17 protein-coding genes are annotated in these 22,016 nt (G+C 50.7%); 4 read left to right on the top strand and 13 right to left on the bottom strand.

Features of this window, described 5'->3' with window-relative positions; genetic code table 11:
• Positions 1-4 precede the first annotated feature (4 nt).
• Genes atpG through QJT81_19815 form a run of 3 tightly spaced genes read left to right on the top strand, consistent with a single transcriptional unit; the run spans position 5 to position 2,720 of the window.
• Entirely contained in the window at positions 5-862 is an 858-nt protein-coding gene (atpG, locus tag QJT81_19825) for a F0F1 ATP synthase subunit gamma (protein ID WGZ94010.1), read from the top strand.
• Between the two features lie 40 nt (positions 863-902).
• Entirely contained in the window at positions 903-2,279 is a 1,377-nt protein-coding gene (gene atpD / locus QJT81_19820; protein ID WGZ94009.1) for a F0F1 ATP synthase subunit beta, read from the top strand.
• Between the two features lie 12 nt (positions 2,280-2,291).
• Positions 2,292-2,720: a F0F1 ATP synthase subunit epsilon gene (locus tag QJT81_19815; GenBank protein WGZ94008.1), complete on the top strand. Its 429-nt coding sequence runs from the start codon at positions 2,292-2,294 to the stop codon at positions 2,718-2,720.
• Positions 2,721-2,785: 65 nt separating this feature from the next.
• Here QJT81_19815 and QJT81_19810 read toward each other — a convergent pair whose 3' ends face one another.
• From QJT81_19810 to QJT81_19795, 4 genes are all read right to left on the bottom strand, one after another.
• Positions 2,786-3,109: a DUF1840 domain-containing protein gene (locus tag QJT81_19810; GenBank protein ID WGZ94007.1), complete on the bottom strand. Its 324-nt coding sequence runs from the start codon at positions 3,107-3,109 to the stop codon at positions 2,786-2,788.
• Positions 3,110-3,499: 390 nt separating this feature from the next.
• Positions 3,500-4,288, bottom strand: a complete 789-nt coding sequence (rsmA, locus tag QJT81_19805) for a 16S rRNA (adenine(1518)-N(6)/adenine(1519)-N(6))-dimethyltransferase RsmA (protein WGZ94006.1) — start codon at positions 4,286-4,288, stop codon at positions 3,500-3,502.
• The gene (locus tag QJT81_19800) at positions 4,288-6,303 is read right to left on the bottom strand and encodes an OmpA family protein (protein ID WGZ94005.1); all 2,016 of its coding nucleotides are present in this window, start codon (positions 6,301-6,303) and stop codon (positions 4,288-4,290) included. The genes rsmA and QJT81_19800 overlap by 1 nt, the downstream gene beginning before the upstream one ends.
• 46 nt (positions 6,304-6,349) lie before the next feature.
• Complete coding sequence (locus QJT81_19795) at positions 6,350-6,760, bottom strand: hypothetical protein (protein ID WGZ94004.1); 411 nt, start codon at positions 6,758-6,760, stop codon at positions 6,350-6,352.
• Between the two features lie 167 nt (positions 6,761-6,927).
• Here QJT81_19795 and QJT81_19790 point away from each other — a divergent pair, with 167 nt between their 5' ends.
• Complete coding sequence (locus QJT81_19790) at positions 6,928-9,645, top strand: Ig-like domain-containing protein (protein ID WGZ94003.1); 2,718 nt, start codon at positions 6,928-6,930, stop codon at positions 9,643-9,645.
• Between the two features lie 59 nt (positions 9,646-9,704).
• Here the strand turns inward: QJT81_19790 and ubiB are convergent, their stop codons facing one another.
• The 9 genes from ubiB to QJT81_19745 form a co-directional block, all read right to left on the bottom strand.
• Positions 9,705-11,276: a ubiquinone biosynthesis regulatory protein kinase UbiB gene (gene ubiB / locus QJT81_19785; protein WGZ94002.1), complete on the bottom strand. Its 1,572-nt coding sequence runs from the start codon at positions 11,274-11,276 to the stop codon at positions 9,705-9,707.
• A 9-nt stretch (positions 11,277-11,285) separates the two neighbouring features.
• On the bottom strand, positions 11,286-12,893 hold the full coding sequence (locus tag QJT81_19780; protein WGZ94001.1) for a hypothetical protein: 1,608 nt from the start codon (positions 12,891-12,893) through the stop codon (positions 11,286-11,288).
• Between the two features lie 37 nt (positions 12,894-12,930).
• Positions 12,931-14,073, bottom strand: a complete 1,143-nt coding sequence (locus QJT81_19775) for an ATP-binding protein (protein WGZ94000.1) — start codon at positions 14,071-14,073, stop codon at positions 12,931-12,933.
• Between the two features lie 69 nt (positions 14,074-14,142).
• The gene (locus tag QJT81_19770) at positions 14,143-14,712 is read right to left on the bottom strand and encodes a DUF2058 domain-containing protein (protein WGZ93999.1); all 570 of its coding nucleotides are present in this window, start codon (positions 14,710-14,712) and stop codon (positions 14,143-14,145) included.
• Positions 14,713-14,764: 52 nt separating this feature from the next.
• Positions 14,765-16,432 carry an AMP-binding protein gene (locus tag QJT81_19765; protein WGZ93998.1) on the bottom strand — a complete coding sequence of 556 codons (1,668 nt, stop codon included), beginning with the start codon at positions 16,430-16,432 and terminating at the stop codon, positions 14,765-14,767.
• A 110-nt stretch (positions 16,433-16,542) separates the two neighbouring features.
• Positions 16,543-17,610, bottom strand: a complete 1,068-nt coding sequence (locus QJT81_19760) for a hypothetical protein (GenBank protein WGZ93997.1) — start codon at positions 17,608-17,610, stop codon at positions 16,543-16,545.
• Between the two features lie 8 nt (positions 17,611-17,618).
• Positions 17,619-18,194 carry a hypothetical protein gene (locus QJT81_19755; GenBank protein WGZ93996.1) on the bottom strand — a complete coding sequence of 192 codons (576 nt, stop codon included), beginning with the start codon at positions 18,192-18,194 and terminating at the stop codon, positions 17,619-17,621.
• Between the two features lie 210 nt (positions 18,195-18,404).
• Complete coding sequence (locus tag QJT81_19750) at positions 18,405-20,837, bottom strand: 3-hydroxyacyl-CoA dehydrogenase NAD-binding domain-containing protein (protein ID WGZ93995.1); 2,433 nt, start codon at positions 20,835-20,837, stop codon at positions 18,405-18,407.
• A complete protein-coding gene (locus tag QJT81_19745; protein ID WGZ93994.1) occupies positions 20,837-21,961 on the bottom strand; it encodes a thiolase family protein in 1,125 nt (374 codons plus the stop codon). Before QJT81_19745 ends, QJT81_19750 begins: the two co-directional genes overlap by 1 nt.
• Positions 21,962-22,016: the final 55 nt, after the last annotated feature.

The following is a 22,016-nucleotide window of genomic DNA, read 5'->3' as shown; positions in this document are numbered from 1 at the left end:
TCCTATGGCAGTTGGTAAAGAAATACTGACCCAGATCAAGAGTATCGGCAATACCAAGAAGATCACCAAGGCAATGGAGATGGTTGCTGCATCCAAAATGCGCCGTGCGCAAGACCGGATGAAAGCCAGCCGTCCTTATGCTGAGAAAATGCGCCAAGTGGTTAACCACGTGGCGTATGGTCATCTTGAGTACAAACACCCTTATACCCAGGTGCGCGAAAACGTCAAACGGGTTGGCTACATCATCATGTCCTCTGACCGGGGCTTGTGTGGTGGCTTGAACGTCAACCTGTTTAAGAAAGCCTTGCAGAGTATTGCGGAATGGAAAAAGCAGGATGTCGAAGTCGACATCTGCGTTTTCGGTGCAAAAGCATCTGCGGCTTTCCGTCGTTACGGGATCGTTGCCCAGAAAACCCACATGGGCGATGCGCCCAAAGTGGCGGATATGGTAGGCACAATTAAGGTAATGCTGGATGCTTACGAAGAAGGTCGCATTGATCGCCTTTTCTTGGTTGAGAATGAATTCGTTAACAGCATGACGCAACGTCCGCAAGTGACGCAGCTCATTCCGTTGGTCGCCACAGGCACGGATTCAATCAAGCACCATTGGGACTATCTCTACGAGCCTGAGTCGAAAGAAGTTATTGACGCATTGATGCAGCGTTACATTGAATCAATCATTTACCAAGGTGCTGTTGAAAACGTTGCCTGTGAAATGGCAGCGCGGATGGTCGCCATGAAGAGCGCATCCGACAACGCCGGTAAAATGATTGGTGATTTGAAGCTGATCTACAACAAAGCGCGTCAGGCGGCGATTACTCAGGAAATTTCCGAGATTGTTGCAGGTGCTGCGGCTGTCTAAGGCTGTTACGGATTTTAAATTTTTAGTGAGGTACTGAATAATGAGTACTGGAAACATCGTTCAAGTCATCGGCGCGGTTGTTGATGTGGAATTCCCACGCACTGCTGTGCCAGCGGTCTACGATGCGTTAACAGTAGCCGACCAAGGTCTGACCTTGGAAGTCCAGCAGCAGTTGGGTGACGGCATTGTACGCACCATCGCGATGGGGGCATCTGATGGCCTTAAGCGCGGTATGCAAGCAGTAAACACAGGCGCACCGATTTCTGTGCCTGTTGGTCCGGGTACATTGGGACGTGTCATGAACGTTCTGGGTGAACCGGTTGATAATGCAGGCGAAGTTGTCTGCGACAAGAAAATGCCAATCCACCGTGCGCCACCTGCGTATGATGAATTGTCATCCGGTATTGACATTCTGGAAACAGGCATCAAGGTTATCGACCTGATCATGCCAATCGCCAAGGGTGGTAAAATCGGTCTGTTCGGTGGTGCGGGTGTAGGTAAAACCGTAACGCTGATGGAACTGATCAATAACATCGCTAAGCAACACAGCGGTTTGTCCGTGTTTGCGGGTGTTGGTGAACGTACTCGTGAAGGGAACGACTTCTACCACGAAATGACTGAAGGCGGCGTTATCGACAAGGTAGCACTGGTTTACGGTCAGATGAATGAACCACCTGGCAACCGTCTGCGCGTAGCGTTGACTGGTCTGACCATGGCGGAATATTTCCGTGACGAAGGCCGTGACGTACTGATGTTCGTTGACAACATCTACCGTTACACGCTGGCGGGTACGGAAGTATCCGCACTGTTGGGTCGTATGCCATCGGCGGTAGGTTATCAGCCAACACTGGCGGAAGAAATGGGCGCACTGCAAGAGCGTATCACTTCCACCAAAACGGGTTCGATCACCTCGTTCCAAGCGGTTTACGTGCCTGCGGATGACTTAACTGACCCATCCCCAGCTACCACGTTCGCCCACTTGGATGCGACACTGGTATTGTCACGTAATATCGCGGAACTGGGTATTTACCCAGCGGTAGATCCACTTGACTCCACCTCGCGTCAGCTTGACCCGCTGGTCGTTGGTCAGGAACACTACAGTATTGCGCGTGGCGTTCAAGGTATCCTGCAACGTTACAAAGAACTCAAGGACATCATCGCGATCTTGGGTATGGACGAACTCTCTGACGAAGACAAACAAGTCGTCGGTCGTGCGCGTCGTATCCAACGCTTCCTGTCCCAGCCGTTCTTCGTAGCGGAAGTGTTCACGGGTTCACCGGGTAAATACGTTACCCTGAAAGAAACCTTGAGCAGCTTCAAAGCCATCCTGAACGGTGAATACGACCACTTGCCAGAACAAGCGTTCTACATGGTCGGCGGCATCGACGAAGTGGTCGAAAAAGCTACGAAGCTCTGATAGGAGGGCATCATGGCGATGACATTTCATTTGGACGTAGTGACGGCAGAACAAGCACTGTTCTCTGGCACAGTCGAAGAAGTGATTGCACCGGGTGTAATGGGTGATTTGGGTATTTTGCCACGTCACTCCCAGTTGATTTCCAAGCTGCGTGCAGGTGAATTGCAGTACAAAACCGAGGAAGGCGTAATGGCATCGCTGTTCGTCTCCGGTGGCGTGCTGGAAGTTCAGCCGCATGTAGTGACGGTATTGGCTGACACCGGGATGCGTGCGGAAGACCTCGACGAGGCCGCCGCCCGCGAAGCGATGAAGCAAGCCCAAGACGCGCTGCAAGGCAAAGACCCGGAAGACCTCGATTATGAGGCGATCCAGACTGAGCTGGAGTCAGCGAAGGCGCAGATCGAAATGCTGCACCGTATCGGTAAGCTGCGCGGTCACTGAGTTTCGACACAAGTCCGCAAAAAACAGAAAGGCTGCCTAGTGCAGCCTTTTTGCTGTTTGTGACTTTAGAAAAATGCCTTATCTTGTTCCCACATCACATTTTTCTGCTTGGCAACTGCGGCTCGGAGCAATTCCAGCAAAGGGTAAGCGCGAACATTAGTGCTAACGGCGGTTTCTTCCGCATCTGCTGGTGGTTGCTTGGTGGTGGCATCAGTTTGAGCGGCTTCGGCTTTTAAGGCGGCTTCAAGGCATTGCAGTGCGGTTGCCACGTCTTCGGCACGGATGGCACTGGGAATCGTACCACTATGCCCCATCATGCGAATCAGGGCTTTCGCATCTTTTTCAAACATGGAAACACTGGCAGCGGCAGGGCTGGTGAAGCGGATCATGGCAGGCTCCTAGTCAAAATCAGAAAAGTTGTGAGCTAATCATATACTGAAAACCCGTCACATTGGCAGGTTTGTCACCCACTGACGTGACACCTGTCGCTTTCTGACAGCATTGCCAAGTTAATACCTGTCACGCCTTCCCATCAACAATAGATATAGTAAATATTATCAATGGTTTAATTGCAGAGACCAACATTGGCACACCCATTGCAGTATGCCTTTCAGTCAGAACAGCGCAACAACATAAAAAATTTATCAGCAAGCCCCAAGAGGCAGAGAGCAGGCTTAAACATCAATAACAATAAATTGCCTGACCATGCTTCGACTCCTCTAACCCCCGGCTCCATAGCGGGGGTATTTATTTTTCAGCTCTTTGCAATTAGGGGGATATTATGCAGTCAGAAAATTCGCTAAATTAACAAAATCCTCAACCGCTAAGGTTTCCGCGCGACGCACCGGATCTATCCCCACGCTTTCGATCTGTTCTGCTGTCAACAAACCTTTCAGCGTATTACGCAAGGTTTTACGGCGTTGTGAGAATGCTTGCTGCACCAGTTTGCCGAATTGTTCAGGATCATTGGCAACGTGCGGGGGCGTTGTCCACGGTTTCAGATACACCACTGCCGAATCGACCTTGGGGGGCGGAGTAAACGCGCCGGGGCCAATTTTCAGCAAATAATGCGGTTCACAATAGTATTGCACCATCACCGATAGTCGCCCGTAATCGGAACTGTCCGGTTCGGCGGTGAGGCGATCCACCACTTCCTTTTGTAGCATAAACAGCATATCGTGGATATGAACCCGATGTTCCAGAAAGTGAAAAATCAGCGGCGTGGAAATGTTGTACGGCAAGTTGCCGATAATTCGTAACGTGTCGCCGTCGCCGCGCAATGCAGGAATGTCCAGCTTGAGCGCGTCTTGGGCGTGAATGTGCAGTTTACCTTGGGCTTGTGGCTGTTCTTGCCACCATGCAATCACGTCGCGGTCGATTTCGACCACATCCAGACGCGGGAGTAATTCCAGCAGAGGGAAAGTAAGTGCACCGGGGCCGGGGCCGATTTCGACTACATGATCGGTGGGTTGCAGGTTAACCGCACGGAGCATGTTGTCGATGACGTTGCGGTCATGCAGGAAGTGCTGACCGAAACGTTTTTTGGCGTGTTGTTGGTATTGGCTCACTATTGCCCCAATATTTTCAGTTCGACGCGGCGATTTTGCGCTTTGCCGTCGGGAGTGGTGTTGTCCGCCAGCGGGGTGTTGGGGCCGTAGCCTTTAGCACTGAGGAGTTCGGCTTTCGCACCTTTTTCCACCAAGTATTTCATCACGGCTTCGGCACGGGCTTGCGAAAGCTTTTCGTTGGCTGTTTTGTCGCCGCTGCTGTCAGTGTGACCGCCAACTTCGATTTTGAGGTCAGGGTATTTCTTCAGAGTGGTGGCCGCTTCATCCAGAATCGGCAGTGAGGTAGCCGTCAGAACCGCAGAACCGGTTTCAAAGGTAACGCCTTTGAGGTTAATGTTTTCGGTTTTGGAGCAGCCGACCTGATTGACTTCGGTATTGGTGGTAGTGTCAGGACAAAGATCATCAGCGTCGGCAACACCGTCTTTGTCAGCGTCAGGAATTGCGTCGCAACCTTTGTCGTCGACCTTGACGCCTTCTTTGGTATCGAGGCACTTATCGGCATCATCAGGAATGCCGTCTTTGTCGCCATCCGGAGGGGGTAAGTCACAGCCGAGTGCGTCGATTTTTACCCCTTCTTTGGTGTCAGGGCATTTGTCGGTTTCATCAGGAATACCGTCTTTGTCGCTATCAGGTGGCGGCAGGTCACAGCCGTTGTCGTCGATTTTTGCTCCAGTAGTAGTGGTTGGACATTTGTCGGCTTCGTCAGGAATGCCGTCTTTGTCACCGTCAGGAGGTGGTAAGTCACAACCGAGCGCGTCGATTTTTACGCCTGCTTTTGTATCGAGGCATTTGTCGGCATCGTCAGGAATACCATCTTTATCGCCATCTGGTGGCGGTAAGTCACAGCCATTGGCGTCAACCTTAACACCCGCAGACGTGGTGGGGCAGCGGTCTTTCTCATCAATAACACCGTCATTATCAGTATCGTTGGGGGGTTCGCAACCACTGGTATCGACTTTAACACCTAGTGCGCTTTCAGGGCATTTATCGAGTTTGTCAGGAATGCCATCCGCATCAGTGTCTTTGGTTTCGTTTTCCAGCGCACTCACCAATTGCTGCTTTTCGGTTTCGAGCGTGGCAAAGTTTTGGCGCAATTGTGCGAATTGCTGTGATACTTCGGCAATCGCTGACACTTTTTGATCCATGTCGGTAACTTTGCCTGCTAATTCGTCTTTTTCAGCTTTACAGCTTTCTAGCTCGGCTTTTTTGACGCTTTCGGCTAATTCGCCTTTGAGAGCGGTCAGTTGGCTTTCGAGGTCGCCTTTGCCTTTGCTGGCATCTTCGAGTTGCTTGCGTAATGCCGCAATGGTTTGTTCTTGAGTTGCGAGGGTTTCCTGCGTTTTGCTTTCTAATTCCGTTTGTTGTTGGCGCAGGCTGCTGAGACTTTGATTCAGGGTGTCAATTTGTTGGGTGTTTTGCGTTTGCGCCGCAGCCGGTTGTGTGTTGGTTTGGGGGGGGGCAGTGTTGCCCATCCAATAACTGTAAGGGTTGTTGCGATAGCCATAGCCCATGTTTGGCCATGTAAAACTTGGGATGGGGGGCATGACCATGGGGGGAGGTGATGGAGGGGTAGGGGGCGTTAGCATTGGGCTATGCAAGAAGTATTGTGCTGGGTTGTAGGAATAGGGTTGCATACCGCCCGTGTAGGGTTGGGCGTAGTTACTTCCCCAGTTACTGACAGCCTGCGGTTGGGTGTAAGTATAGGTGCTGGTTGGGGTGACTGTTGTACTGGCGTTAGTAGTGGCGGTATCTGCTTGAGGGTAGACGTAAATACCCGCTGCACTGTTACCGCTGGTGCTACTCGTGCTGGTTTGTGGGTAAACATATGTTCCCGTTGTGCCAGTACTGGTTGCTGCTGGTTGGGTATAGCTATACGTTTGTTTCGATGTGGTGCTGTCGGTGGTAATGCTGGTATCGGGCGGCAACATCGCAGGGTCGGGAAATTGCGGCGTTTCAGCGTAAGCGCTAACTGACAGGGTAGACAGCACAGTCAAGCGGGCAATCAGTGTGTGCATGGAAGACTCTCTCTCAAAAATACCTGAAGTATTATGGTGTAAATGGTTATTTTCCACCAATCGCCAAATCGCGACGTGCGGCTGAAATCGTGATAGTGAAGCCTGCAATGACATCAAGAAATGCCATGCCAGTCAAAATCAGGAAAACAGAATTACCAGCCCATGGGTAGATCAACCAGGCTGTTAGGTAAAAAATCAACACAAATGTTGATAATAAATGATCCACAATCGTCGTTTCTGAGGTACGGGTCGATTTGAATAGTTCAACATACAAGAAGAGCACACCGAGTAGAACCATGAAATCCCCCCATGTGGGTTTCCACAACGCTTTGGAAGGTAAGTGCAAGTGAAACAAAACGTGGTTTAAGCCGTCAGGGAATAAGTTGGTTTTCACTGCCAGCCAGTAGATCAGCAGTAATATGCCAAAAAATGGGACAATTTGTATTATTTTAAACATAAAATTACTGACACTCCATCGTTCTTCTTTCGAGAATATCACTACAGTATACACGCGCTAATACGTTCGTCGGAATATTTTGTGGTGTGTTTGCCACACAGAATATAGTGAGCCTGATCATGTGACCCAATACAATAATAAAGGCACGCAGACAGAGAGATATCACGATGAATAACAAAAAAATACTTTCCCCTAAATGGGCTATCTTACCATTGCTATTCTGTTCTGCCGCTGTTCTCGCAGGAGACGGCGGTCATGATGGGTCATATGGTAATATTCCTCTTCCACCAGCCGCAGCGCTAACGCTGGAAGATAACGCAGCAGCACCCGTACCTGTCCCCGATTCTATGGCTCAAGCCCAAGCACTGGGGCAGGAAAGTGATGGCTTTCTGGAAGATTCCACAGAAACCTCCACGGTAAATACGGGTTATGTGGGGGGCAATACCCGCATTGGTGTTGGCATTGACACTGAGCTCAAGGGTAAGGCTGAGGCCAGTCAAGTAATTCACGAAAATGGCAGCAGCGCTACTATCGGGCAGGGCTACGTTGGTTTCAACCCGAATGCTGACAAAGATGCTGGTGAAGAATCCTTAACAGGTGCAGGTGCAAAACTGAGCCATCACTGGGTATCCGGCGATGCTAATAATCCTTCACGCGTCAACAAGATTTTTGGTGCTTATGACCAAAATGAGCAAGAAGATAAAAAAGCCACGCTTGGTTATGGTCAGGAGAATGCCAGCTTGTTCTGGTCAGGGCATGTCAGTAAAGGGCTTTCTGAGGGGCGGGCAACCACTACGCCGGGTGTGACTGAGAAAGCCTATGACTTGGGTGTTGGCGGGCGCGTTGGGACTTTTTTGCCTGAGCAGCAAATGCGTGTGCAAGGTGGTTTGGACTATGAGTGGGGCAAAGATTTTTCTGCCAGTGAAAAGCGCCCCACGCAAACAACCCTCACGGGCGGTGTGGAAAAATTCTTCCCCGATACCCCGCATAGTGTGGGTGCAGAAGTAGAGGTCTACAAAAAAGCCGGTGGTGCCATGGTTTCCGAAGATGCCGAAGCCCGTGGTGGTATTTCCTACCGCTATGACATCGGCAGTGAAGCTGGCGTGTGGCAACCTGAACAGCGCTATCGTCGTATCCGTACTGAAATTCCAGGTGAACAAATCAAGCAGCCGCCCAAAATTGAGCGCAAGCTGGTTAAAAACACCATGGAATTGGAATCTGATACCTTCTTCAAACTCGATAGCGCCAAGTTAACACCTGAAGCACAGGAACGGATGAAAGCGGTTATGGGACAAATTCGTGCCTCTGGACATGAAGGTAATATCCGCATTACCGGCAATACCTGCGATAAAGGTTCAGATGCGCACAACCAAAGTCTATCTGAACGCCGTGCGAATGCCGTGCGTGATTTTATGGTCAAAAACGGTTTCAGTGCGGACGAATTGCAGGCGCGTGGTTTGGGTGAATCGCAGCCTAAATACCCCAATACTGAAGCAGAAGGCCATAAAAACCGTCGGGTAGACATCGAATACGTTACTTACCAGAATGAATACAAGGATGAAGTGATTGAGCAGGGTGGAACGTCCACCAGCGACCCTAAAGTGGTATGGCGCAAAGAATTGATTCCTGAGCCACCACTGTGGGTGCGTCAAGCCTTGCGTAACACGGCTGATCACAAACAAACCGTGGATACTTACAAGACCACGGCTGGCAGTGCTAACGGCGGCAATGGCGGGAACACGCCGGTTGCGGTGAATGACAATGCGACGACCACCGCTGAGACGCCGGTTGCGATTGATGTGCTGACGAACGATACCGACCCGAACGGTGATCCACTGAGCATTGCCAGTTTTGCTCAGGGTACGAATGGTGCCGTGACACAAGTGGGTAATATGTTGGTCTACACACCGGTGGCGGGTTTTACTGGTACTGATCAGTTTACCTACATTGTGAAAGATCCAGGCAATAATCAAAGCCAAGCGACAGTCACTGTCACGGTCGGTGGGGCTGCTAACCCGAATGCACCTATTGCGAATACCGATCAAGTGGAAACGATTCGGGATGTTGCCGTCACTATCCCTGTTTTGGATAATGATCGTGACCCCAATGGTGATCCGTTGAGCGTTACCGGCACGGGTGCTGCTACCAATGGTACAGTAACGCAAAGTGGTAACAACGTAACGTACACGCCTAATCCAGGTTTTACCGGTGATGACCGGTTTACTTATACCGTTACCGACGGTAATGGCAACACGGTAACGGGTGATGTGTTTGTGCGGGTGAATACGCCGGGTGGTAACTTGAATGCACAGGCCGATTTGTACACCGTTGATATGAACAGCAGCGACAACGTGTTTGCTGTGATGAGTAATGACGAGGTTCCGGCAGGCGGGGCAACGTTGACCATTGTTAACGCGCCGGGTCATGGTTCTGCGAGTGTTTCTGGTAATCAGATCGTGTATACGCCGACAATCGGTTACTCAGGTGTGGATGAGTTGACCTATCGTCTGACGGATGATCGGGGCTTTACCACGGAAACAACGGTGGATATCACCATCAGTGGCACGACAACACCGGGTAATCTTGCACCAACAGGTGATTATCTGTTGATTGACCTGAACGATACCACCACGAAAACCTTGGCAGTATTGGATAACGATACGGGTGATGAAATGACCATTATCGCGGTCAGTACGCCGCAGTACGGTACTGCGCGTATCAGTGCTGATGGCAAATCCATCCTGTTCACCTTACGTCATGGTTATTGTGCTGACCACGAGTTCACCTATATCGTGAAAGACAAGTACGGTAATCAGGCGCAAGCGACGGTGACCGTTGATGTGGCTCCAGCCAATATCAAAGATCCCAATAGCCCTCCGGCTTAAGCGTCGGTAACGCCAGCGCTTTGAGCAGGCCGCTCTGGAAACGGGGCGGCTTTTTTGCGTTAGTGGTAAGCGTTGAAGACTTGTATGGCTATAAAGATAAGGATGCCGGTAATGATCAGCGTTTGGTTAAGGCGTTGCGAACGGCGTATTTCTTTACGTAAGTCTTCGAGTTGCTGCGATTCCCACTGCATTTTGAGTTTTTGCTGGGTGGTTTGCTGCATGATGTCGTGCAGCATATTGGGCATGTACGGCAAGTTTTCGAGGAGCTTAGACAGGTTGACCTTCACGCCGTTGAACAAGGCACGCACGCCCACTTGCTCATCCATCCAACGCTCAATGAACGGTTTCGCGGTTGACCACAAATCCAGGTCGGGGTAAAGCTGCCGCCCCAAACCTTCGATATTCAGCAAGGTTTTTTGCAGCAAAACCAATTGCGGTTGTACTTCCATATTAAAGCGTCGTGCCGTCTGGAACAGGCGCAGCAAAAATTGCCCGAAGGAAATGTCTTTAATCGGCAGGTTGAAAATCGGTTCGCACACCGAACGGATCGCTGATTCAAATTCATCGACTCGTGTGGTGGGCGGAACCCAGCCGGATTCCACATGCAGTTCCGCGACCCGTTTGTAATCGCGCTGGAAAAAGGCGTAGAAGTTTTCCGCGAGGTAACGCTTGTCAGCGGGGGATAGCGTGCCAACAATGCCGAAATCCACCGCGATGTATTGCGGTTCGTTAGGGTTGGAAGCATTGACGAAAATATTGCCGGGGTGCATGTCGGCGTGGAAAAAGTTGTGGCGGAAGACTTGGGTGAAAAACACTTCCACGCCCAATTCGCCCAGCCGTTTGAAATTGATATGGTGCGCTTTGAGTTGGTCGATGTCGCCGACGGGGATGCCGTAAATCCGTTCCATCACCATCACGTTGGGGTGGGTGTAATCCCAATAGATTTCAGGCACATACAGGGTGGTGCTGCCCTCGAAATTGCGGCGGATTTGGCTGGCGTTGGCGGCTTCGCGCATCAAATCGAGTTCGTCGAAAATGGTCTTTTCGTATTCAGCAACCACTTCCACGGGGCGCAGACGGCGGGCTTCTTTCCAATAACGTTGCAGCAAGCCCGCCATCATGTACATCAGTTCCACATCTTGGCTGATGGTTTTTTCAATGCCGGGGCGCAATACTTTGACCACCACTTCTTTGCCATCCCACAATTGCGCGGCGTGCACTTGGGCGATGGAGGCGGATGCCATTGGGTCAGTTTCAAAGCGTTGGAACACGTCGGTGACGGATTTGCCGTAAGCCTTTTCGATCATTTTCCGTGCTTCGATGCTGGAAAACGGTGGCACACGGTCTTGCAAACGGGTTAATTCGGCGGCGATGTCATCCGGCAGCAAGTCGCGGCGGGTGGAGAGCATTTGCCCGAATTTGATGAAAATCGGCCCTAAATCTTCCAGTGCACGGCGGATGCGTTCGCCGCGTGGGCGGGTTTCTTGCTTGCCCCAATTCCACGGCAGAATGTGATAGATAAACGCTACAGGGCGCATGAAAGGGAGATTGAGGACGAGTTCGTCCAAACCGTGACGGATGAAGACACGGTTGATCGTCCACAGGCGGAGGATGCGGGTGAAGGGTTTCATGCTTGACGTTTAACCTTTTGGCTTGCTAGGCGCTTTCATAGTGCGCAAGCGTGACTGTACCGCATCATCAATCACTTTCTTACCGAAAATGAGAGAAATTTCATGCAGTATGTCGGGATGGGTAAGTTCTTTCCATACCTTGAATGTAAAGGCATCAAATACAAATCCGTCACTGCGTTGCTGAAATACCCAAATTCCACGAGCATCCGCTAATGTTAGGGATTGAGCTTGTAGGCGTAGGGCATAGGATTTTGCTTGCAGAAAAGCATCTTTCAATTCTTTGGGTGAGCTAATGCGGAATTTGCATTCGAGTACCGAAATCGCGCTTTCCTCGCCCGATTTGAGATCACAACCGAGTACGTAGTCGGGGTAGTTGCGTTGTCCGCGTCCCATTCTAACGGGGAGTTGTCTAACCCAATCGGTTGGTGTGAAACCTAATTTTAACAGTAGCGGTTCAAGTAATTGGGTTTCGACATCCCGTTCATTGTTCAATGTCAAATCGCCGAAAGTGAGTTCGCTGGGGGCGATGGGAAGTAGGGTTGTATCAAAACCTGTTTGTTTAATGAGTTCGCAAATGGCTTGGTATTCTTCTAGGCTTAGTGCGCTACCGCTACGCCCTTGAAAATGGGCTTTTACAGCAGGAGAAGCACCGAGCAACGGGTCTTGTGCGAATGTTTTAAACGTGATGGGGGGTATTTTGAGAGGATGCCCGACTCTGATGCTATTGTAGTAATAGAAAAAAGGATCGTTAAAACCGTCATCCACAACACGCCAAATAGAGTGGAGATAGCTACGCGGTGAAGCGCACCACATTAATACGATGTCACCACGACGCGCTTCTAAGTTACCTTGCCAAAAACTGATGGATTTTTCATTGGCTTCATCTAAATATTCAAAGTCAACGCTGTTGCCAATGGAAAACCAAACACGGGACGCTTCGGGTAATGAATTGGTATTTGCTAACTGGATATTTTTGGGCGCGAAGTCATATAAAAAGGCGTTCAATTCCTCAGGGGAAAGACCATGTTCATGGCGAAATGCTTGAAATACTCGATTAATTTCAAGATAGTACAGAGCACGTTCACGCTTTTGTTGCTTGGTAGGTTCATCGGGTAGAGTAATGCCAAAAAAATGACAGATTTTGGTCAGGTGATCAAAACGTTTGATAAAAAAATAGGGGATGAAGTAATCAGGATGAGCGGTATGTAAGCCCGCTGATAGCCCTGTAATAGTAGTAAAAACTTGTCGATAAACTGTATCATCTTCAAGTCCACCGCCTACTAAAACGAGCCATTGATTTTCCTCCCCAACATTGACAGGTATTTCCCAGCCATCATCTACCATTTCTATAAATAGTTCGTCGGCTTCTTGATTGTCATGGATAGGAATATCGTCTGTGAATTCATGAAGTAAGTTATTCAGATTGACTGAGAGAATGTCTGATTCTCCATCCTCAATATTTTCAAAGCCGAAAACTTCAGCGGTAAATTCCAACTCTTGGCGTATGTCACCCGTATTATCAAGTACCTTCCAATGTTCCGTGACATCACGTTTGATGGCTGCCTGCCCCTCTGGCGAGGAGCGGTACAAATCCCAAATATAGCGGTTGAATTGCATAATAGTTGTTAGCCCTGTGAATGGTGATGTGTGGAAGTCATGCCAAGCCAATAAATGCTTCAAAATTGTCGGGGTCTACACGCATGGTTACACAATCTGGGTAAGCATTCGTGAATGTAACAGGAAACTTTGCCTTCGCCTTGGGATTCCACTTGAATTCCCATGCGTGGAGTTTGCCGCCACTGTCTTCGAGGTAGTCGATCTCTTGCTGTTGGGTGGTGCGCCAAAAGTAACGCCGTGTGAAAAAAAGATTTTGTTGGTAGGACAGGTATTTCATACGTTCACTAATCAGGAAGTTTTCCCAGAGTGAACCTACGTCAGTACGTGATTCCAGCGGGTTGAAGTTATTGATCAGGGCGTTACGAATGCCATTGTCGAAAAAGTAGATTTTGCGCCCTTTTTTGATTTCATTGCGGTGATTACCACTGTAAGCGGGCAGACGAAACAGCACATAGGCTTTTTCTAGCAGGTCGATATATTTCTCAACCGTATGAGCGTTGGTATCGGTGAGTTGTGCCAATTCGTTGAAAGACACTTCTGAGCCAACTTGTAGGGCAACGGCTTTGATTAATTTATCCAGCAGTTGGGGTTTGCGAACACCTTCCAAACTGAGTAAGTCTTTGTAGAGGTAGCTGCTCGTGAGTGATTTCAATACGTGTGCGCTATTGCCTTCACTGAGTGCATTGACGACATCGGGGTAATAACCGTAAATCATGCGGTGTGGCAGCAAGCGTTTTTCAGCAAACCAGCCATGATGTTCAACCATTTCAACAAACGATAGCGGGTACAGTTCGTATTCAAATTTACGCCCCGTGAGCGGTTCATTAATTTTGCTGGCAAGCTCAAACGCTGATGAACCCGTTGCAATCACTTGAATATGGGGTAATTGATCGGTGAATAATTTTAAGGTTAAACCGATATTTTCGATGCGCTGTGCTTCGTCAATAAAAACAATTTTGTGATTGCCGACCAAGGCGGCTAGGCGTGTAGAGGTGGTGTTAGCGAGTATTTCCCGCATATCAGGCTCATCACCGTTGAACTTCATGACGGGCATGGCGAGATTTGCCAGCAACGTTTGTACTAGCGTGGTTTTACCGACTTGTCGTGAACCCATGAGCAAGATGGCTTTGCCTTTGAACAGCTTGCTTTGTATTTCCGCGAGGAGTTGCCGGTTGATCATGCAGTACTTCTTGAATCGTAATTCGTGAATAGTATGATATTTTTGAATTACAATTCAAGAAAAAGGTGTTTACCACATCAAATCGTCGGGAATTTTGTAATCGGCGTAGGGATCGTCTTCTTCCACGGCTGCTGGCTCGGTGCTGCCGGTGTTTTGCACCAGAATGCAGGCGGCATCGCGTTGGGCAATTTTCTCGGCAACCTGTTTGGGAACGAGTTCGTAGCCGTCGCCCAATTTGACCAGCACGATAATGCCGTAGGCCAGTTGGTCTTGCAGTTCTGCTGTGAGGTAAATCTTTTTGATCTTGCTGCCATCGGCAAACTGGTAGGCAATATCGCCGCGCTTGCGGTCAATGCGGTTGAGGGTAATCAATTGCTTGATTTGTGCTTGAATGGCTTTTTTCTCAGCTTGTTCGCGCTGTTGACGGTTGAGTTCTTTGGAACGTTCGGCTTTTTCCTGTAGCGCTTTTTCGGCGAGTAATTTGGCTTCATCCACCATGACTTCACCGCTTTTCTTGGCTTGTTTCTGTGCCTTGGCGGTTTTTTGGTGGGCTTGCTTGCGCTGTTCTTGTTCGAGCTTGGCGGCTTTGGTTTTATCGATCAAGCCAGCCTTGAGCAGTTGGTCTTTGAGTGATGCCATGAGGGAATCCATCGGTAACAAGTAATGGCGGTAGTATAGCATTTGATGGTTATTACAACTGCCGTAATTCCTTGCGCAAAATTTTGCCCACATTACTTTTTGGCAACGACGCGACAAACACGATTTGTTTTGGACACTTGTAGGCAGACAGTTCCTTGCGGCAATACGCCTTGAGTTCTTCCAGCGTCAGGCTGTCATCCTTTTTGACGATGAAGGCTTTGACCACTTCACCCGAATGCTCATCCGGCACGCCGATCACACCCGCTTCGAGAATTTTCGGGTGGGCTGCTAACACCTCTTCTACCTCGTTCGGGTATACGTTGAAGCCGGAAACCAGCACCATGTCCTTGAGGCGATCCACCAGTTTGACATAACCCTGAGCATTGATCACGGCAATATCGCCGGTTTTTAGCCAGCCATCACCGGGCATTACTTTGGCGGTTTCATCCGGGCGTTGCCAGTAGCCCTGCATCACCTGTGGCCCCCGCACCCACAATTCGCCTGCTTCACCCACCCCTTGCTCATTGTCGTTGACATCGCGGATGGATACCTCCGTCGAGGAAATCGGTAAACCGATCATGCCGTTATAGCTTTCCAGCGTAACCGGGTTGATGCAGACCGCAGGGGAAGTTTCCGTTAGCCCGTAAGCCTCTAGTAGCACCGAGCCGGTTCGTGCTTTCCAGCGTTCGGCGACTGATTTCTGCACCGCCATACCGCCACCTAGCGAAATCTTGACGTGGGAAAAATTCACCTTGCCAATATCCGCGTGATTGAGCATGGCGTTGTACAAGGTGTTGACGCCAGTGATGAAGGTGAACGGTTCTTTGGCGAGATCCTTGAGGAAAGCGGGTAAGTCACGCGGGTTGGTGATGAGGACGTTTTTTGCGCCCATTTCTATCGCAAACAGGGCATTCGCGGTCAGGGCAAACACATGGTACAGCGGTAGGGCGGTGATGAAAATTTCCTTGCCGTGTTCCAAACAGCCTTTCGTCCATGCATCGGCTTGCAGCATGTTTGCCAGCAGGTTGCGGTGGCTGAGCGCTGCACCTTTTGCAACACCGGTAGTACCGCCGGTGTATTGCAGGAAAGCAATGTCCTCATGTCCGGGGTTGGCATCTTGGTAGCTGTGCGTGTACTGCCTGCCCAGCCGTAATGCCTGATTGAAACCGATGGCTTCCGGTAACTGGTAGGCAGGAACCATCTTTTTCACATACCTGACTACGGTGTTGACCAGCAGGGATTTGGGAAAGCCTAGCAAGTCGCCGATTTCGGTGGTAATGATGGTTTTGATACCGATTTCATCCATCACGTCTTCCAGCGTATGGGCAAAATTGGCAAGGATGACAATGGCTTTCGCGCCCGAATCCTTCAACTGGTGTTCGAGTTCACGGTCAGTGTAGAGCGGGTTGGTGTTAACGACCACCAGCCCGGCACGCAAGGCAGCGAACAATGCAATCGGGTATTGCAGCAGGTTGGGCATCATGATGGCGATACGGTCGCCGCGTTGCAAGCCTGCGCCGTGGATCAGGTAAGCGGCAAACTGGCGGGTTAATTCATCCACTTCAGCATAGCTCAGCACCTTATCCAGATTGCTGAAGGCGGGGCGGTCGCGGTATTTTTCAACACTACGGTGGAACAAATCTGCCAGCGAACGGTACTGGCTCAGATCAATTTCTGCCGGGACTTGTGGTGGGTAGCTTTGCAGCCATAGCTTGTCCATTTCCTCCTCCTTTACCCGCTGTGACGGGGTATTGTTTTACCTCATCTTAAAGCATCTGCCATTCAGGTATCCAGAAACAAATCAGGGAGTAGGGTTGCTCTATTAAATGTTTAGAATATCATCGGATACATCAGATTAATTGCCTGCTTTTCTTCATTCGTTAATTCATAAGACATTGCTTCAATAAATAAAGCCTTATCTGCATCATCCTCCGAAATGATCAGATTAGCCTCAAACCACATAAACAAGGTCTCTTGGTCTGGATTTAAAGGCTTTTCCCGCAAAATCAGCCGGGTTGAGAAATGACTTTTCTGCATGGCTACATACTCCAGATTATCTCGGCCTGTCACCAAGGCCAATGCTAGAGTCTCTCTCGGTGAAACTGCCAAGTTGGCTCTGCGGTATTGGTACTCTTGGTTCATGTAAGCATCAGCAAAAGGGTCTTCTGCGTTAAGGATCGAGGTGTTGATGTAATATGTCAGCAGCATATCCTTTTGCTCAATAGAAAGCTGGTTGTTGTTCAGCACATACAATGCCCGGATTTCCTCCGGTGACAAAAACTCTGGAATATAATCAATTACATCCGCCGCAATCTTGTCATTTGTTACCAATGTCGATAACACACCCACGACATCCGTGTTTTCGTCAAAAGAACTCATAAGCAACCTAGACAGGGATTTGATAATGACTGGGTTATTCTCATTCAACAACAAATTATAAACTTCCCCAGTTTTGCCTATCATTTCTTTTGAATCCAGCAACTGTTCAATCAGGAGAAGTTTTTGCTCAGGTAGCGTCGATTGCGTCAATGTTGCAACTGTATAAACCTCCCTCCGGTTCTCATTAGTCGGATTCAGTTGTTGGAATGCTTGGTTAATGTTTGTTACGGGACGGTTATCCATCGCATTGCTAGTATTAGCCGTCTGTTGAGCTTTTTTAAGATTACGGTTAGGTCTGATTGGTTTAGCGCTTGCCACGTTCCCTAAGTGGCGAGGAAACGCTGTTGTTGGCATGGGAAAAGTCTGTACTTTTGACGCCAACTCTAGTCCTCTATCTCTGACAATCTCAACTAACCCCGAATCAGGCGGATAAAAATAAATACTCATAGATACCGCTAATGTTGCCAATAATATCCAAGGGTATTTGTGGTCAGTCAAATAAGTATCTTGCAAGATCATAGCGCCTGTTACCTCGCAAAGGGCAAATGCCTAAAAACGTATTTGGGCTGGACGTTATCAAGTAAACCATAGTTCTTACCACCCGATGCCAATGCCTTCATCGCAAACGTATCACTTCGGTATCGTCCACGGTTGTAGCTATATTTTTTCGTCCGCGCATTATAGGTAATACTGGGGGCTTCAGAGGCAGCAGGTAGCGGGGTATAATCAACTCCTACTTTTTTTGCTAAATCTAAAAACAATAAAACCCCCATTGGTGAGGGGGGATAATCATACCTGACTCCCCAGTAACCCTTAAAGTTTGGAATAGGTTCCTTAAAAGCGGGCAAGGACGTAAGATGCAAACAGCTTTTTTGACCTAATTTGGTAACAGTGCCATCACAACCGGCACTGTTTTCCGGGAGGATATGATAAACCAGATTGGAATACTCAACTCCTAAATGCCCAACCCAACCAGATTGGAAACGCCAATAGCCATCTATGTATACGATGTCACGACCGTGTATGTCGAAATTATTAGCGTTGGTTGAGTGTGGAAATATCAGACACGCCACACAAACCATAAATAAATTATTAATACTCATAATAAATACATATCATTAAAAGCAAGTCCTCTGTATAATGATATTATATTTGCATAACTAATGATATATTAACTAATAATCTTTATTTATTCTTGGCTTGGTCTTGTGTGAATGGGCACATTGTCAAATTCTTGCTTCGGCAAATTTTGTTGTTGTGTAACTAATTATCTACTTCTCCATAAACTTTTGCTGAGACGAGTATGGGCGTTGTTAATTTCTCAACGGTTTGCCGGTTTCGAGCATGTGACTGACCCGCGCCAGTGTTTCCGGTTTACGTACCAGTTGGGTGAATTGCGCATATTCCAGCGCCAGCAGGTCGTCTTCGCTCAGGGTTTCGGTCATGTCGGTGTCGCCGCCGCTGAGGACGGTTGCCAGTGCCTCAGCAATTACGGCGTCGTAAGGCGTGGTTTTGCCCTGTGCGAGAAAGTCGTTGACAGCCATTTCCATTGCCACTTTCGCGGTCGCGCCGGGCAGGTGGAAAATGGGCGGAACGGGCGGTTGGTAGCCTTCAATCATGGAGAGCGCCCGTGCTTTGGCATCAGCCAGCAGGCGGTCACGGTTCATGGTGATGCCGTCGGTGGGGCGCAGGAACAGGTAGTCTTTGGCTTCAAATGCGGATTTGGCGACGGTGGCGACGCTGATGATTTCAAAGCATTTCAGCACGGGTGGTAATGGGCCACGCGGCATTCTGGGGTTATTGCTCCAGCGATGCAGCATTTCCTTGCAGCCGCCCCAGCCGGGGATCAGGCCGACGCCGGTTTCGACCAGTCCGACGTAGGTTTCAGCGTGGGCTTGCAGGGCATCGCAGTGCAGCAGGATTTCGCAGCCACCGCCCAGCGCCAATCCAAAGGGTGCGCCCACTACCGGGAAGGGGGCATATTTGAGCTTTTTGTAGGCTTGCTGGCCACCACTGACCATTTTGTCGACTTCATCCCAGCCGCCGAGTTTGGCGGCGAACATCAACAAGCCGAGGTTGGCACCAGCGGAGAAATTGCTGCCTTCGTTGTAAATGACCAGCGCCTGGTGGTTTTGCGGGATGAACTCGACGCTTTCCTCAATCATTTCCAGAATCAGCGGGTCGAGGGAATTCATTTTGCTGTGGAATTCGAGGCAGGCGACGCCATCGCCGATGTCCCACAGGCTGGCAGCGTCGTTTTCCAGCAGCGGTTCGGCGTGGCGTTTGAGGTCGGCGAGCAACAGGACGCCGGGGGGGCGTTGTAATGGGATGTACGAGCCGTCGGGTTGGAGGTAGAGGGTTTCGCCTGCGTCGTGCCGGTAGAAACCGTGGGCACGTGCTTTTTCCAGCAGAGGGGGAATCCCCCCCCTCCCTAACCCTCCCCCCGCAAGGGGTGGAGGGGACAAGACGCTATCTCCACGAACCTCTTCGCTCCCTTCCCCCCTTGCGGGGGAAGGGCTGGGGATGGGGGGAACGGCGTCAGCCGCCAACCGCTTGGCAAAATCCTCCGCCCCCAATTGGTCGATCAGCTCAAACGGCCCAAATTTCCAGTTATACCCCAACTTCATCGCGGTGTTGACGGCGCAAATATCGTCGGCAATTTCCGGCACCAGCGCGGCGGCATAGCGCAAGGTTTGCGACAGCACCCGCCAGGCATATTGACCACCCTTGTCGGAGTGCGAAACCAAAGCCTGTAAACCACCCTCTTTCGCCGCCTTCACACTTGCCAGTTTGGCGGGTTGGGTGGGGCTGTATTCGCCCGTTTGCAGGTCGATGGATGCTTTCACCTTGCCACCACCTGCGGTATTGAAGCGGTAGAAACCACCCTTGCCTTTGCGCCCGGTATAGCCTTCGTCGATCATTTTCTGGATCAGTGGCGGAATCGTGGCCTTTTCCAGCAAGGCGTCACCCGCTGGCAGGCTGCGGTTCATGCTGCGCATCAGGTGCGGCATCAGGTCGATGCCCACCAGATCGGAAAGGCCGAACACGCCGGTTTTGGGAATACCCATCGGCCTGCCAACGACGGCATCGGCTTCTTCCACCGTCAGCCCCATGTCGATGGCTTCCTGAATCGCGGTCTGTATCCAGAAAATACCGATACGGTTGGCGATGAATCCGGGGGTATCCTTGCAATCGACCACACCCTTGCCCAGCTTCAGGTCGGCGTATTCACGGATTTTGCGGGCAGCGTCCTGATCGGTTTGCGGGCTGGTGACGATTTCCAGCAGGCGCATGTAGCGCGGCGGGTTGAAGAAATGGGTGATCATGAAGTGCGCGGCGAAGTCTTCCGGCAAGCCTGCCACCAGTTCGTGTAGCGGGATCGAAGAGGTGTTGGAGGAAATGATCGCGTCCGCTTTGCGCACCGTTGCCAGCTTGCGGTACAGGTCTTGCTTGATGGCGAGGCGTTCGACGATGGCTTCGATGATCCAGTCGCATTCGGCGAGTTGCGGCAGATCGTCTTCGATATTACCGGGGGTGACGAGGTGGGCGTTCTTCTTGTGCATGAACGGTGCCGGGTCGGCCTTGAGTAGCTTGTCGAGGGCGGTTTTGGCAATTTGGCTGCGGTCGGTCGCACCTTCCGGCACGATGTCGAGCAGCATCACGGGGGTTCCGGCGTTGGCGATGTGGGCGGCAATGCCTGCGCCCATCACGCCTGCGCCGATTACGGCAACTTTACGGATGTCCATCACACGGCCTCCAGTATGGTTGCGATACCTTGCCCGCCGCCGATGCACTGGGTAGCAAGGGCAAATTGCTTGCCTTCGCGCTTGAGCAGGGATGCGGCTTTGCCGGTGATACGTGCGCCAGTGGCACCGAGTGGATGGCCGAGGGCAATGGCTCCGCCGTCGAGGTTAACCTTGCTTTCATCCAGCCCGAGATCACGGATGCAGGCGATGGATTGGGAGGCAAACGCTTCATTGAGTTCGATGATGTCGAGGTCGGCGACACTCAGCCGGGCGCGTTGTAAAGCTTTCTGGCTGGAAACGATCGGCCCCAGCCCCATGGTTTCGGGGGCGCAGCCGGAAATGGCGATACTGCGGATGCGGGCGAGGATCGGCAAGCCGTGCGCGGTGGCGAATTCCTCGCTGCATACCAGGGTGGCGGATGCGCCATCAGTGAGCGGGGAAGCTGTGCCTGCCGTAACCGTGCCGTTGGCGTCGAAAGCAGGTTTCAGCCCTGCCAGTATTGCGGTGGTGGTGTCGGGGCGCAGGCAGCCATCCTGTTTGACGGCACCGACCATGATGATTTCATCCGCCAGTTTGCCGTCACGTTGGGCTGCTGCGGCTTTTTGCTGGCTGGCAACAGCGAAGGCTTCCTGTTCCGCACGCGGAATGGCGTATTGTTTCGCTACATTTTCGGCAGTTTGCCCCATGCTGATGTAGGCAGCGGGCAGTTTTTCATACAGGTGCGGATTAGGCGAGGGGTTGAAACCTGTCATGGGGATGCGGGTCATGGATTCCACCCCAGCGCAGATGAAGGCGTTTCCGGCATTCATTTGGATTGCGCCCGCCGCCTGATGGATGGCCTGCATGGAGGAGCCGCAGAAGCGGTTGACGGTGACGCCGCCGACGGCTTGCGGTAAGCCTGCCATCAGCACCACCAGTCGTGCCATGTTGAAACCTTGCTCACCTTCAGGGAAGGCGCAGCCGAGGATCAGGTCTTCGATTTCAGCACCATCGACGCCGGTTTTTGCCAGTAAGCCGGTAACGGCGGCAGTGGCAAGGTCGTCAGGGCGGACTTTTGCAAATGCGCCCTTGAAACCAAGAGTGAACGGGGTGCGGGCGTACCCGGCGATGACAACGCTTTTCATGCTTGATCCTCCTTCGGTACAGTTTTATTTTTGACTTGTTATATCTGATGGTAGG

Origin of the sequence: Candidatus Thiothrix putei (genome assembly GCA_029972225.1) — a bacterium.
Taxonomy (GTDB): Bacteria; Pseudomonadota; Gammaproteobacteria; order Thiotrichales; family Thiotrichaceae; genus Thiothrix; species Thiothrix putei.
The sequence above is the reverse complement of the archived record's forward strand: the minus strand, read 5'-3'. Positions and strand labels throughout refer to the sequence as shown.

Bases quoted from the DNA above. Each gene is read 5' to 3' on its own strand.
- atpG (WGZ94010.1), top strand. From the start codon at position 5: ATGGCAGTTGGTAAAGAAATACTGACCCAGATCAAGAGTATCGGCAAT.
- atpD (WGZ94009.1), top strand. From the start codon at position 903: ATGAGTACTGGAAACATCGTTCAAGTCATCGGCGCGGTTGTTGATGTG.
- QJT81_19815 (WGZ94008.1), top strand. From the start codon at position 2,292: ATGGCGATGACATTTCATTTGGACGTAGTGACGGCAGAACAAGCACTG.
- QJT81_19810 (WGZ94007.1), bottom strand. From the start codon at position 3,109: ATGATCCGCTTCACCAGCCCTGCCGCTGCCAGTGTTTCCATGTTTGAA.
- QJT81_19800 (WGZ94005.1), bottom strand. From the start codon at position 6,303: ATGCACACACTGATTGCCCGCTTGACTGTGCTGTCTACCCTGTCAGTT.
- QJT81_19795 (WGZ94004.1), bottom strand. From the start codon at position 6,760: ATGTTTAAAATAATACAAATTGTCCCATTTTTTGGCATATTACTGCTG.
- QJT81_19790 (WGZ94003.1), top strand. From the start codon at position 6,928: ATGAATAACAAAAAAATACTTTCCCCTAAATGGGCTATCTTACCATTG.
- ubiB (WGZ94002.1), bottom strand. From the start codon at position 11,276: ATGAAACCCTTCACCCGCATCCTCCGCCTGTGGACGATCAACCGTGTC.
- QJT81_19780 (WGZ94001.1), bottom strand. From the start codon at position 12,893: ATGCAATTCAACCGCTATATTTGGGATTTGTACCGCTCCTCGCCAGAG.
- QJT81_19775 (WGZ94000.1), bottom strand. From the start codon at position 14,073: ATGATCAACCGGCAACTCCTCGCGGAAATACAAAGCAAGCTGTTCAAA.
- QJT81_19770 (WGZ93999.1), bottom strand. From the start codon at position 14,712: ATGGCATCACTCAAAGACCAACTGCTCAAGGCTGGCTTGATCGATAAA.
- QJT81_19765 (WGZ93998.1), bottom strand. From the start codon at position 16,432: ATGGACAAGCTATGGCTGCAAAGCTACCCACCACAAGTCCCGGCAGAA.
- QJT81_19760 (WGZ93997.1), bottom strand. From the start codon at position 17,610: ATGATCTTGCAAGATACTTATTTGACTGACCACAAATACCCTTGGATA.
- QJT81_19755 (WGZ93996.1), bottom strand. From the start codon at position 18,194: ATGAGTATTAATAATTTATTTATGGTTTGTGTGGCGTGTCTGATATTT.
- QJT81_19750 (WGZ93995.1), bottom strand. From the start codon at position 20,837: ATGGACATCCGTAAAGTTGCCGTAATCGGCGCAGGCGTGATGGGCGCA.
- QJT81_19745 (WGZ93994.1), bottom strand. From the start codon at position 21,961: ATGAAAAGCGTTGTCATCGCCGGGTACGCCCGCACCCCGTTCACTCTT.